This is a genomic window from Bacillus sp. JK62, assembly GCF_053663455.1.
In genome coordinates, this window is the sequence record NZ_JBSJQA010000001.1 from 633232 (window position 1) to 646325 (window position 13094).

The window sequence follows — 13094 nt, forward strand, 5'->3', positions numbered from 1 at the left end:
TTTTACATGTGCTGTATAATCTATACCAATTAACCAGATTCAAAGAATCGTACATAAAAATCATCAGCCTCACGGGTATGTGAGGGAGCGTAACTTTGATGTTCATAATAGAATTCCAAATGAGAACAGGTTTAAAGTAAAAGGGAGGAAAGAAAAAGTGAAAAAGAGTTTATTAACACTTGGTTTGGCTTCCGTCATCGGGACAAGCAGTTTTTTAATCCCGTTTACAAAAACTGCATCGGCGGAAACATTAGACAGCAAAAAAGCGAAAATTGAAAGCAAGCAATCTGAGGTGGCTTCAAGCCTTGAAGCAAAAGAAAGAGAATTGTCCAAGCTTCAGGACAAGCAGGCTAAGATTGAAAAAGAACTGAAAGACATTAACGCTAAAGCGTTGGATACAAGCAATAAAATCGAAGATAAAAAAGCTGAAAACGAAAAAACGAAAAAGCAGATCGCTGATTTGAAAAAAGAAATCAAAGAAACAGAAGCGCGTATTGAAAAACGCAATGAAATCCTGAAAAAACGCGTTCGTTCTTTACAGGAAAACGGCGGTTCTCAAGGATACATAGATGTACTTTTAGGAGCGACAAGCTTCGGAGACTTCATTTCCCGTGCGACTGCAGTATCTTCTATCGTTGATGCGGATAAAGACCTGATCAAACAGCAGGAGCAGGATAAAGCGAAACTCGAAGACGCAGAGGCTGAACTTAACGTGAAGCTGAAAAAAGTTCAAGATGATCTTGCGAAACTCGAGTCTATGCAAAAAGACCTGAACAAACAGCTTGATCAGAAAGACAAGCTTTTCGACGAAGCGAAAAACGGTCAGAAAAAAGCGGCTTCCGCTATCTCTGATCTGAAAAAAGAAGCGTCACAGCTTGCAAACCAAAAAGCTGACACTGAAAAAGAACAGAAGCGCATTAAAGCTGAGCAGGCTGCAGCGGCTGCCCTGATCAAAAAACAGGAAGAAGCGCAAAAAGCTTCTGAAGACCAAAACCAAAAAGATGACAGCCAGCCGGCACCGGCGGTTAAAACTGTGAAAAAAGCGGCTGTTTCAACATCATCTGATTCATCTGACAGCTCAAGCAAACCGAAGAGCACTTCAGGCGGATCATCTCATAACAGCGGCGGTTCAGATGATTCTGACGGCGGATCTGTTATTTCAAATTCAGGCGGTATTGAAGGCGCGATCAGCGTAGGATCAAGCCTTGTGGGTAAATCTCCGTACAAATTCGGCGGCGGACGCACTCAATCCGATATTGACAACCGTATTTTTGACTGCTCTTCATTCGTACGCTGGGCTTATGCTAACGCAGGCGTTAACCTCGGACCTGTCAGCGGAACAAGCACAGATACTTTAATTAACAGAGGGAAAGCTGTCAGTGCGTCTGATATGAAACGCGGAGACTTAGTGTTCTTCAACACGTATAAAACAAACGGCCACGTCGGCATCTACTTAGGCAACGGAACGTTCCTGAACGATAATACATCGCATGGTGTATCTATCGATTCTATGAGCAACCCTTATTGGAAAAAATATTTCAACGGTAATGTAAGACGTGTCGTTCAATAATGAATAAGACAAGGGCCTTCTATCCCGGAAGGCTCTTTCTTTATTTGTATACCCGCTCAGGAGCTGCCTAATCACGGTTTCTTAGAAAAATGAGCAAAAAAATAGCGAATTGCCCTCAGATTTAATAGGATATGGGTAAGGAATACGATTGATGGGGATTCTTAGTCATATAGGGTGCGCCCCATTTCGAAAAGGAGTGAATCATGGTGTCAGAAGAAAAAATTTATGATGTGATCATTATCGGCGCGGGTCCGGCGGGGATGACCGCTGCTGTTTACACATCACGAGCGAACTTATCCACATTAATGATCGAAAGAGGAATTCCGGGCGGCCAGATGGCCAACACGGAGGATGTTGAAAACTATCCGGGTTTTGAAAGCATTCTCGGCCCTGAACTTTCTAATAAAATGTTTGAACATGCGAAAAAATTCGGTGCGGAATATGCGTACGGCGATATTAAAGAAATCGTTGACGGTAAAGAATATAAAACAGTCAAAGCCGGTTCAAAAGAATATAAAGCGCGCGCCATCGTCATTTCTGCCGGAGCGGAATACAAAAAGATCGGCGTTCCCGGCGAAAAAGAACTGGGCGGCCGCGGCGTATCGTACTGCGCGGTTTGTGACGGCGCGTTCTTTAAAAATAAAGAGCTTGTCGTTGTCGGCGGCGGAGACTCCGCCGTTGAAGAAGGCGTCTATCTGACACGCTTCGCTTCAAAAGTCACCATCGTTCACAGACGTGACAAATTGCGGGCGCAAAGCATTCTTCAGGCGCGTGCCTTTGACAATGAGAAAATTGACTTCAAATGGAACAAAACCGTAAAAGAAATCCATGAGGAAAACGGAAAAGTCGGCAGACTTACTCTTGTGGATACCGTGACGGGAGAAGAGGAAGAATTCAAAGCTGACGGCGTCTTTATTTATATCGGTATGCTTCCGCTTTCTAAACCGTTCGAAAACTTGGGCATCACAAATGAAGAAGGCTACATTGAAACAAATGCCCAAATGGAGACAAAAGTCCCTGGCATTTTCGCCGCGGGAGACATCCGTGAAAAAACGCTCCGCCAGATCGTAACGGCGACAGGCGACGGAAGTATTGCGGCTCAAAGCGTTCAGCATTATGTGGAAGAGCTTGAGGAAACGCTCAAAACCGTTAAATAATCACTGTAATGTTCAGTTTTTGAATCGTTACTGTGTTTTAATTACGCTGTAACACGGGTGAAATACTGATGTTTTAAGATGAATGTAGTAATTGACCCCCTTTTTAATGAATACACTTTGGCACGGATTCCAGTATCCGTGCCCTTTTTTTGCGATTTTTTGTTTTCTGTCAAATAAAAGAAAAGGATGTCGGTGTCTCTGCATTGTGAGAGACATGCCGAAACGGTATAATGAAGAGACGATGATTTGTTGAGAAGGTTAGGTGACGTACTTGTGCAAAGAGTGACAAATTGTGTGCTGCAGACAGATGATCAGGTTCTCCTTCTCCAAAAGCCGAGACGGGGCTGGTGGGTCGCGCCCGGCGGGAAGATGGAAAGCGGCGAATCCGTCAGAGATTCCGTCATCAGAGAGTACAGAGAAGAGACGGGCATTTATATACTAAATCCGCAGTTAAAAGGCGTGTTTACCTTTATTATTAAGGAACAAGAACAAATCGTGTCAGAGTGGATGATGTTTACTTTCGTCGCCGACTCCTACACGGGGCGGAATGTCGCTGAATCAGAGGAAGGCGTTCTGAAGTGGCATGACGTAAAAGATATCCACAGCCTTCCGATGGCCCCCGGAGACGGGCATATCCTTGATTTTATGATCAAGGGCCAAGGGCTTTTGCACGGCACCTTTACGTATACGCCGGACTTCGAGCTGCTCAGCTATCGTTTAGATCCGCAGCTTATCAAATAAAAGAAAGACCGCAGGGGGGAGAAAGATGAGTATGAATGAAAACCATGATATTCAGCTCGTCATCATTACGGGAATGTCTGGAGCGGGGAAAACCGTCGCCATTCAAAGCTTTGAGGATCTCGGCTATTTTTGCGTCGACAATCTGCCGCCTTCCTTGCTGCCGAAATTTTTGGAGCTGATGAAAGAATCAAGTTCAAAAATGAGCAAGGTCGCGCTTGTCATGGATCTGCGGGGACGTGAATTTTTTGACAGGCTGATTGAGGCACTGGATGAAATGGCGGAAAATCCGTGGATTACACCGCGCATTCTCTTTTTAGACGCTAAGGATTCCATCCTTGTGACGAGATACAAAGAAACGAGGCGTTCTCACCCGCTGGCCGCTACCGGGCTTCCTCTCGAAGGAATCGCGCTGGAACGCCAGCTGCTTGAAGAATTGAAAGGGCGCTCTCAGCTGATCTATGACACATCGGATATGAAACCGCGTGATCTGCGTGAAAAAATCGTGGCGCATTTCGCCACGAACCAAGGTGAAACATTTACAGTGAACGTGATGTCATTCGGTTTCAAATACGGGCTTCCGATAGATGCCGACCTCGTGTTTGATGTAAGGTTTCTGCCGAATCCGTTCTACATTGAAAGCATGAGGCCGCTTACGGGGAAAGATGAGGAAGTGTCATCCTATGTGATGAAGTGGAACGAAACACAAAAGTTTATTGAAAAGCTTGTTGATCTGCTCGGCTTTATGCTTCCGTCTTATAAGCGGGAAGGTAAAAGCCAGCTTGTCATCGCGATCGGCTGTACGGGCGGCCAGCACCGCTCCGTCACGCTCGCTGAGTATTTGGCTGACTATTTTAAAAAAGATTTCTATACTCATGTCACTCACCGGGACATTGAAAAGAGAAGCCGGAAATGAATAAGAAGCCGAAAATCGCAATCTTCGGCGGCGGAACAGGTCTGTCCGTGCTGCTTCGAGGGTTAAAGCATAAGCCCGTTGATATTACGGCGATTGTGACAGTTGCTGATGACGGCGGAAGTTCAGGCCGTCTGCGGGATGAACTTCAAATTCCGCCGCCGGGTGACATCCGTAACGTACTGGCCGCTTTGTCAGATGTTGAGCCGCTCGTTGAAAATCTGTTTCAGCACCGTTTCAATAAGGGAGGCGACTTAACCGGACATTCGCTCGGCAATTTGATTTTGGCAGCGATGACAAATATAACCGGTGATTTCTTTCACGCTGTCACCGAAATGAGCAAGGTGCTGAATGTCCGCGGCAGAGTGCTGCCTGCTGCCAACACCAGTGTCGTTCTTCATGCTGAAATGGAGGACGGGCAGGTCGTCTCCGGAGAATCGACAATCCCTTCTTACGGCCAGCGGATTAAACGGGTGTTTCTTACGCCTGAAAAAATTGATCCGCTGCCGGAAACGATTGACGTCATCCGTCAGGCCGATTTAATCATTATCGGTCCGGGAAGCCTGTACACAAGCATTCTTCCGAATCTGCTCGTGCCGAAAATCGGAGAGGAAGTCGTCAAGGCCGCGGCCAAAAAAGTATATATATGCAACGTCATGACACAGCCCGGCGAGACGCTTCAATACAGCGCGGCCGACCATGTCAAGGCGCTGAACGATCATATGGAGCAGCCGTTTATCGACACGATCTTAATCAACAATGAGGAGATCCCTGACGAAATCAAAAGCAAATATGCGAAAGAGCTGGCCCGGCCCGTCGACTTCAATGTTGAAAAGCTGAAATCCATGGGGCTTGAGGTCATCAGGGATCAGATTATCACGTATAAAAATGGCGTAATCCGTCACGATACACATAAAGTGGCTTCTCTTCTTGTCGATTTATTAAGGGACTAGAGGCCTTTTGAAATGAGGTGGCTAATATGTCATTTGCATCGGAAACAAAAAAAGAACTGACGAATCTGGAAGTGAAGGACTGCTGCGCCAAGGCGGAGCTGTCCGCGCTGATTCGGATGAACGGTTCCCTGTCATTTTCAAACCGCCATCTCGTGCTTGACGTTCAAACCGAAAATGCGGCGATTGCCCGCCGCATTTATACATTGCTGAAGAAACAATATGATGTATCGGTCGAACTGTTAGTCAGAAAAAAAATGCGGCTGAAAAAAAACAATGTTTATATTGTGCGCTTTTCTGAAAATGCAAAGCTGATTTTAGAGGAATTGAAAATCCTCGGGGAGAACTTTATATTTGAACGGAATATTTCTGAGGAACTGGTGGCGAAACGGTGCTGCAAACGTTCTTATATGAGAGGGGCGTTTTTGGCGGGGGGATCTGTGAATAATCCCGAAACCTCGTCGTACCACTTGGAAATCTTCTCGCTTTATAAGGAACATAACGATTCATTATGCGCGCTGCTGAATGAATTTCATCTGAACAGCAAAACGCTTGAACGGAAAAAAGGCTATATTACGTATTTAAAAGAGGCGGAAAAAATCACTGAATTTCTGAATGTCATCGGCGCTCACAATTCATTGCTGCGCTTTGAAGATGTGCGGATTGTCAGAGATATGAGAAACTCAGTGAACCGCCTCGTCAATTGTGAAACAGCAAACTTAAACAAAACCATCGGGGCTTCTCTCAGACAGGTGGAAAATATTAAATACATTGATGAACGGATCGGTCTTGAAGCGCTGCCGGAAAAGCTTCGCGAAATTGCGCAGCTGCGGATTGATTATCAGGAGGTCACGCTGAAAGAACTGGGGGAAATGGTTGCAAGCGGGAAAATCAGCAAATCCGGCATCAATCACAGGCTGAGAAAGCTCGATGAAATCGCAGAACAGCTGCGTACAGGACAAAGCATCACTTTGAAATAACCGTACAGAAAAGGGGAGATCTTATGGTTCAGGGGAAAGTGGAAGTGCGTTTAAAGACGGGATTGCAGGCGCGCCCCGCTGCATTGTTTGTACAGGAGGCAAATCGTTTTGCATCAGATGTGTTTCTTGAGAAAAACGGCAAGAAAGTGAATGCCAAAAGCATTATGGGATTAATGAGTCTGGCGGTCAGTACGGGGACGGAAGTCACTCTGATCGCTGAAGGCGACGATGAAAAGGAAGCGCTGGAAAAGTTGTCCGCTTATGTGCAGGAAGAAGTGTAAACACTTTGTAAGGGGGACGGAACGATGAATGAGTTTCTGAAAGATTGTTATCAAACGATAGGCTGGGAAAAGGATTCCCTCGATTTCAGCAACCTGCCGGAGTTTTTAAAGGCGCTCGCGTATCGGTTTCCGTTTGAAAATCGCGCTGTTTTGTCCAAAAAAGAATATGACGTCACGAAAGAAGGACTGTGGCGGCACATGGTGAAGGAACCTCATGGCGGCCTTTGCTATGACTTGAACGGACTGCTTTATTTCATCCTGAAAGATGCCGGATTTGATGTCAAATTGATCCGCGGAACGGTCTGGAAAAACGGCTGGGCGCTGCCCGGCACACATGCGGCCGTACTTCTTTCCGCCGGGGAGAATGAGTACATCGCTGATGCAGGATTCGGCCTCAATCTCGCCATGCAGCCTGTGCCGATGTCGGGAGACGAGACGGTATCAGCGGCCGGAGCGTTCCGCGTGAGGATAGAAGAGACGGAATTCGGAACATACCTGCTTGAAATGAACAAAGGGGACGGCTGGCAGACAGGTTACGCATTTTCGCTTGAAGAAATCGATGAAAAGGACCTCAAGTCTATGAAACAAACAATCTTTGAACATGAACGCTCTCCTTTCAACAAACGCCTGCTTGCTTCTAAGCGGACACCGGAAGGGCACATGGTTCTGTCTGAACGCAATATAACAATAAAAAAACACGATGGCACGGCGGAAAACAGCAGAATAGACCGGTCAGAGTTTGAAGAAAAATTTACTGCTCATTTTATATGAAGCTTGCAGGTTCTCTGCAAGCTTTTTTGAGAAAAAATTTGTGAGCAGATTATCAGAGGTTGTCTTTTTTAAATTATTTTCGATACTTAATAACATATCTATAAATGTGGATGTTTTATCTTATACTTTTGATAGAAAGATTGAAAGTGTTATGAATTCTTAGAATTAAATATTACATAATAAACCATTAGTTACAAAAATAGTTGATAACAATCTATCTATATGATAAAATTTTGATGTTAATACATTATCTGGAGGTATAACTATGAAAAAATGTGTATTGCTGTTATCGAGTGTGGCTATCTCTGCAGTAACTTTCTACTCTTCCCCGGCTTTAGCCCATGAAAATCCAAAAGAAAAAGTTGAGCATTCAGTTGATCAAACAAAAAGAGATAAAGTTTATTTAACTGAACAAGAAGTTAGAAATACAGATATTAATATGTTAAGTAAGATACATAATAAGTTGAATAAAGAAATTTCTAACAAAGATTATACAGAGGAAGAACTCAATCAGATTGCAGCTAAAGAAATCCAACAAGCAATCCGAAGTAAATCTACTTCTTTTTCAGCATTGGATTATTATATCCCTGTTCCTGGCTTTGGGCAATTGAATAAGGATGAAATTCGCTTGGCAGAGAGAAACCCACTTGAGTTCACTAAGTATGCAAATGCAGCAAAAGAAGCTTATAACGAAACGAATAAATATTATTCTGGTAAGCAGCAACTTTATCAAGGTAATGGTGATGCATTTCGACATAGCTATTGGAATGCACGCTTAGTACAATCCTTTGGTGGAGGACCGAATCATGGATATGACAGGGCAAAAGTATGGGCTACAGCACATGAATCAAAGTCTTCAGGTATAGATAAACAAATGGACCTTATGAACAATGAAACCGGGAGGTTCCTTGCGGTCGATAAATATTATTCATATAGTAGTGTTCAGTATAGCAGCACTTTAAGGAAAATGGTTAAGCAAGGCAGTCTGGTTAGAATTGTGAATAATAAGTTGGTAGCTACAAATGGTACTACAGGAAAATAGATTAGTTTATAAACAATTTAGTCACAGAATGTATATATGGAAGAGAATTATTGTCTAACTACCAGTACTAAATAGCGTTCATCCACTGCTATGATGGTAAGAAATGTGTTCTGTTGTATTAGATTAAGAAGAGTAAGGATGTATCTAATATTAAACCACTGTTGTTTTATTCTACTCTAGTCAGGAAATAATTCAATTTAGTGTAAGACGGCTGGCAGACAGGTTACGCATTTTCGCTTGAAGAAATCGATGAAAAGGACCTCAAGTCTATGAAACAAACAATCTTTGAACATGAACGTTCTCCTTTCAACAAACGCCTGCTTGCTTCTAAGCGGACACCGGAAGGGCACATGGTTCTGTCTGAACGCAATATAACAATAAAAAAACACGATGGCACGGCGGAAAACAGCAGAATAGACCGATCAGAGTTCGAAGAAAAATTTACTGCTCATTTTATATGAAGCTCGCAGGTTCTCTGTAAAAAAACGGCCTCCGCAGGGAAGCCGTTTTTTGTATGTGTTTATCTCATTTTTGTAAAGGTTTGATAGTGGTCTGTCGTCTTATAAATCAGCCAGTCGCTTGAGTAAAGAATCCGGTCTGAATTTCTGAAGCCTGATGTATAGTTAATATCCGCTTCACGCCACGTCCGTCCGCTTTTGGCCGGGAGTTTGCCTTCCCTGTTTGAGAAGATGTCCCCGCCGATGCTTTTCCCCGGGGCGACCTCCGCCAGATTCCCCTTTGATGCCACCCAGCCGAGGGCCTGCGCTTCTGACTTTGTAATATAATTATCAGGAAGCTTATGATAGGTCTGAAGATAATCCGCAACCCCGTCAAACGTGTTGATAACCTGTGCTTCAGTGTGCGCCTTGTGAGAAGATGTATCCGTCTTGGCAGCCGTTGAAAACAGCATCCCCGCCGCGGAGAACAGCACCAGCAAACAAACGGAAATCCACGATAATCGTTTTTTCAAAGCAATACCTCCCATTTTTATCATGTGAAGCTGATTCCTTTTCATTGTATCAGCATCGAGAGAAAGGAATAGAAAGAATTTAAAAATAGTACTTTTGATCTAGTGAAAAATAAACCCCGGCTGAAACGGCCGGGATTTTTCATCTCATTGAAATTCCTTCGTGAGGTTTTTCGGTGTTTTTCCGTATACGGCGTCAATCATGTTTTGTGCGGCTTGCTTGAACATATTCAAGCGGATTTTTGCCGTTGCTGACCCGATATGAGGAAGCAATGTGACGTTTTCCAGCTGCAGGAGCGGATTGTCTTCGGCGATCGGCTCTTTTTCAAACACATCTAAACCGGCGCCTTTTATCCAGCCCTCCTGCAATGCGCGGATGAGCGCTTTCTCATCAACCGTCTTTCCCCGGGAAATATTGACGAAACATGCCGTATCTTTCATCAATTTAAATTCCCGCTCTCCCATCATATGATACGTTTCGTCAGTAAGCGGCGTAATTAAAAGCACAAAGTCTGATGTTTTCAGCAGTGTATCTAAGTCGGCATATGTAACCCCGAGTTCCTTCTCAGCATCCGGTTTTCTGCTGCGGTTATAATACAGCACGTCCATATCGAAGCCGAATTTTGCCCGTTTGGCAGCTTGTTCACCGATTCTGCCCATGCCGATAATTCCTAATGTCTGATGGTGGACATCCATACCGAAAAGAGATTCCTCCTCAATGGTTCCCCATTTGCCGGCGCGGACGAATCGATCCAATTCGGCAACCCGTCTGGCGGAAGACAGAATTAATGAAAAAGCCAGATCAGCGACAGTGTCATCTAAGGTGTACGGTGTATGCGTGCCGACAACTCCGCGTCTTTTCATTTCTTCAATATTAAAATTATCATAGCCGACTGAATTATTGCTGACGACCTTCAGCTTCGGCGCGTGATCCAGCAAATCACTGTCAATCGCCGTTCCGGATGTCAGCAGCCCTTCAGCATCTTTCATTTTTTCGTACAGTTCCTCTTTTGGAATGGTATCTTCTTTCCAGATGTCATAGCGGCAATGCTCGCCTATCATTTGTTCGACTTCGGGCGGTATCGGTTTCGCGATGAATACATAGGGTTTCAACGGGCTTCTCCTCCTTTGTCTTTCTTCTCTATTTTATTATATAAGAGAAGCGGTAACGTGAGAAATATTCAAACGCATTACGATAAATTTCTGGTTCTTTTGAACTTAAAATGAAAGAAAAAGAAATGTACATGCTTGATTTCTCCAAACAGTAACAGAATCCGCCTATATTTCTGAAGGCAAAATGAGCGGAACTGCTGTTTTCAAAAGCTTTATAGGTTGGTGTAAAGATAAATTTTATTATTTTTGAAAGATATAAATGAATATAATCTGAATTTACAGTTAAATTATCGTGTCTTTTTTTGAAAGCGCTTTTGAGGCCTTTTTCTGTGCTATAATTCCTTACTGTAAGCTGGGTAAGAAGGCTTGCAATACAATCGGATGGGAGATGAATAGAAAAATGGTTTCTTTATCAAGCATTTTGGAGCACAACCAGCAGTTTGTCCAAGAAAGGAAATATGAACCTTACCAAACGACAAAATTCCCGAAAAAAAAGCTTGTCATCGTATCCTGTATGGATACAAGGCTGACGGAGCTTCTGCCGCAGGCGATGGGACTCAGAAACGGCGATGCCAAAATCATAAAAAACGCGGGAGCCATTGTTTCTCACCCATTTGGAAGTGTCATGCGGAGCATTTTGGTTGCCGTTTATGAACTGCAGGCAGAGGAAGTCTGCATCATAGGTCACCGCGAGTGCGGAATGTCGGGATTAAATGCGGCTTCCATATTAAATAAAGCAAAAGAGCGCGGCGTGGAGGACAAATGTCTGAGCCTTCTGCAGCATGCGGGAGTCGATTTGGAAACATGGCTGACCGGTTTTCACAGCGTCGAAGAAAGCGTGGCCCACAGCGTGAATATGGTCAGGCATCATCCGCTCTTGCCTGAAGAGGTGCCGGTGCACGGGCTGGTGATCGATCCGGGAACGGGGACGCTGGATGTAGTCGTTGACGGTTATGAAACAGTCAAAGGAGGATGCAGCTGACGATGCAATTTACCGGCAGATACCAGGGGTACAATTTGCAGAAATTTCAGAAAGACCTAATCGCGGGAATTGTAGTCGGAATTGTAGCGATTCCACTGGGAATGGCCTTTGCCATCGCCTCGGGGGTCGGTCCGGAATACGGGCTTTACACCGTTATTGTGGCCGGAATTCTGATTTCGCTGTTGGGCGGGTCTAAATATCAGATCGGCGGGCCTACAGGGGCGTTTGTTCCCATTTTATTTGCCATTGTGATGCAGTATGGTTTTGAGAATTTACTTGTAGCCGGTTTTATGGCAGGCGTCATGCTCGTCCTGTTTGGCGTATTTAAGCTCGGAAAGATTATGAAATTCGTGCCGAAGCCGGTGATCGTCGGATTTACGGCCGGGATCGCAGTGCTGATTTTCTCGGAGCAGATTGCCCATTTTCTCGGTCTGCGCGATATCCAAAAGCATGAAAGCTTTATCCTCAACATTGCGGAAATAGGCAAGAAGATCGGAACCTTTAATTTGTACAGTATCCTCATCGCGGGAATTGCTTTGGCCATTTTGCTGTTATCAGCCAGGCTGATGCCGAAGATTCCCGGCGCGCTTGTGGCGCTGCTTGTCTCTACAGCCGCGGCGGTCGTGTTTTTTCCTGACAAAATGGCGACAATCGGTTCTGCTTACGGGGAAATTCCGCGGCAGCTTCCGGCTTTCCAGCTTCCGGATTTCTCAATTGATAACATGGTGATGATGTTTCCGTCGGCTCTGATCATTGCGCTTCTCGGCGGACTTGAATCCATATTATCGGCGATGGTCGCGGACAATATGAAAGGATCACGGCATGACAGCAATAGGGAGCTTGTCGGGCAGGGCATCGCCAATATGGCAGCGCCGCTTTTCGGCGGCATACCGGCAACGGGAGCGATTGCGCGGACCGCAACAAATATTAAAAACGGCGCAGTTTCTCCGATTTCCGGTGTTGTCCACGGAGTCACCGTCCTCCTCGTCCTGCTCGTCTTCGCCCCGCTTGCCGTTCACGTACCGCTGGCAAGCATGGCGCCGGTATTGATGGTTGTGGCTTGGAACATGAGTGAGCGGAGGGAAGTCGCCAATATGATGCGGCTGAAAAACACTGATTCATTCGTACTGGCGGCAACCTTTTTGCTGACGGTTCTGTTTGATTTAATTATCGGCGTTTCTGCCGGTCTTGTGCTCGCTTTTGTTTTCTTTATCAGAAAAATGAGCGAATCAACAAGCATTAAAACACCGCATGCCGCGGTCAAATCGGTTAAAAATGATTCGTCCGTCAGCACATATTCCATTGAAGGGCCGCTGTTTTTCGGTTCAATTGATTCACTGGAATCATCGCTGCTGGAGAGGCTTCAGGAAAAGCCGAAGACGCTTATTCTGCTGATGAATAATGTGCATTACATGGATACCTCCGCAGAAGCGGTTCTGGGGAATGTAATGAACCGGATCAAACGGCATAACGGGAGATTGATGATCGTCGGATTGCAGTCACAGCCGAGAGAGCTGATCCGGAAGACGGGGCTGTTTCATAAAATCGGGAAACAGCATTTCTTTGAGCATCAGGACGAGATAACGGGATAAATTCAGATACGGCCTGTCCATGAAAAAGCGGACGGGCC

General features: G+C 45.0%; 13 protein-coding genes and 1 pseudogene. 12 read left to right on the plus strand and 2 right to left on the minus strand.

Annotated elements, in window-relative coordinates; all coding sequences use genetic code 11:
- Positions 1 to 157: 157 nt before the first annotated feature.
- The 10 genes and pseudogenes from ACWJJ4_RS03125 to ACWJJ4_RS03170 all read left to right on the plus strand — a co-directional run.
- A complete protein-coding gene (locus ACWJJ4_RS03125; protein WP_077722903.1) occupies positions 158 to 1570 on the plus strand; it encodes a C40 family peptidase in 1413 nt (470 codons plus the stop codon).
- A 206-nt stretch (positions 1571 to 1776) separates the two neighbouring features.
- Complete coding sequence (gene trxB / locus ACWJJ4_RS03130; RefSeq protein ID WP_007407423.1) at positions 1777 to 2727, plus strand: thioredoxin-disulfide reductase; 951 nt, start codon at positions 1777 to 1779, stop codon at positions 2725 to 2727.
- A gap of 273 nt (positions 2728 to 3000) precedes the next feature.
- Positions 3001 to 3468: an 8-oxo-dGTP diphosphatase gene (locus ACWJJ4_RS03135; protein WP_003151491.1), complete on the plus strand. Its 468-nt coding sequence runs from the start codon at positions 3001 to 3003 to the stop codon at positions 3466 to 3468.
- A gap of 25 nt (positions 3469 to 3493) precedes the next feature.
- Positions 3494 to 4381 (plus strand): RNase adapter RapZ, encoded by an 888-nt coding sequence (gene rapZ, locus ACWJJ4_RS03140; protein ID WP_012118535.1) that lies wholly within the window; start codon positions 3494 to 3496, stop codon positions 4379 to 4381.
- Positions 4378 to 5331, plus strand: coding sequence for a gluconeogenesis factor YvcK family protein (locus tag ACWJJ4_RS03145; protein WP_003151493.1), 954 nt, complete (start codon positions 4378 to 4380; stop codon positions 5329 to 5331). The genes rapZ and ACWJJ4_RS03145 overlap by 4 nt, the downstream gene beginning before the upstream one ends.
- Positions 5332 to 5357: 26 nt before the next feature.
- Positions 5358 to 6308, plus strand: coding sequence for a DNA-binding protein WhiA (gene whiA, locus ACWJJ4_RS03150; RefSeq protein ID WP_017418846.1), 951 nt, complete (start codon positions 5358 to 5360; stop codon positions 6306 to 6308).
- 23 nt (positions 6309 to 6331) lie between these two features.
- Positions 6332 to 6589, plus strand: coding sequence for an HPr family phosphocarrier protein (locus ACWJJ4_RS03155; protein WP_003151495.1), 258 nt, complete (start codon positions 6332 to 6334; stop codon positions 6587 to 6589).
- A 24-nt stretch (positions 6590 to 6613) separates the two neighbouring features.
- Positions 6614 to 7360 carry an arylamine N-acetyltransferase family protein gene (locus ACWJJ4_RS03160; protein ID WP_073982114.1) on the plus strand — a complete coding sequence of 249 codons (747 nt, stop codon included), beginning with the start codon at positions 6614 to 6616 and terminating at the stop codon, positions 7358 to 7360.
- A gap of 265 nt (positions 7361 to 7625) precedes the next feature.
- The gene (locus ACWJJ4_RS03165; RefSeq protein ID WP_015240662.1) at positions 7626 to 8402 is read left to right on the plus strand and encodes a DUF6973 domain-containing protein; all 777 of its coding nucleotides are present in this window, start codon (positions 7626 to 7628) and stop codon (positions 8400 to 8402) included.
- A 206-nt stretch (positions 8403 to 8608) separates the two neighbouring features.
- A pseudogene (locus tag ACWJJ4_RS03170) lies at positions 8609 to 8863 on the plus strand (arylamine N-acetyltransferase); the annotation flags it as partial.
- 59 nt (positions 8864 to 8922) lie between these two features.
- Here the strand turns inward: ACWJJ4_RS03170 and ACWJJ4_RS03175 are convergent.
- Both ACWJJ4_RS03175 and ACWJJ4_RS03180 read right to left on the minus strand, forming a co-directional pair.
- Positions 8923 to 9312, minus strand: a complete 390-nt coding sequence (locus ACWJJ4_RS03175) for a ribonuclease (RefSeq protein WP_223883540.1) — start codon at positions 9310 to 9312, stop codon at positions 8923 to 8925.
- Between the two features lie 204 nt (positions 9313 to 9516).
- Positions 9517 to 10482: a 2-hydroxyacid dehydrogenase gene (locus ACWJJ4_RS03180; protein WP_070082431.1), complete on the minus strand. Its 966-nt coding sequence runs from the start codon at positions 10480 to 10482 to the stop codon at positions 9517 to 9519.
- A gap of 400 nt (positions 10483 to 10882) precedes the next feature.
- Here ACWJJ4_RS03180 and ACWJJ4_RS03185 point away from each other — a divergent pair, with 400 nt between their 5' ends.
- Together ACWJJ4_RS03185 and ACWJJ4_RS03190 are read left to right on the plus strand one after the other, a co-directional pair.
- Complete coding sequence (locus tag ACWJJ4_RS03185) at positions 10883 to 11464, plus strand: beta-class carbonic anhydrase (RefSeq protein ID WP_003151503.1); 582 nt, start codon at positions 10883 to 10885, stop codon at positions 11462 to 11464.
- A 2-nt stretch (positions 11465 to 11466) separates the two neighbouring features.
- Entirely contained in the window at positions 11467 to 13056 is a 1590-nt protein-coding gene (locus ACWJJ4_RS03190) for a SulP family inorganic anion transporter (protein WP_014305896.1), read from the plus strand.
- Positions 13057 to 13094 lie beyond the last annotated feature (38 nt).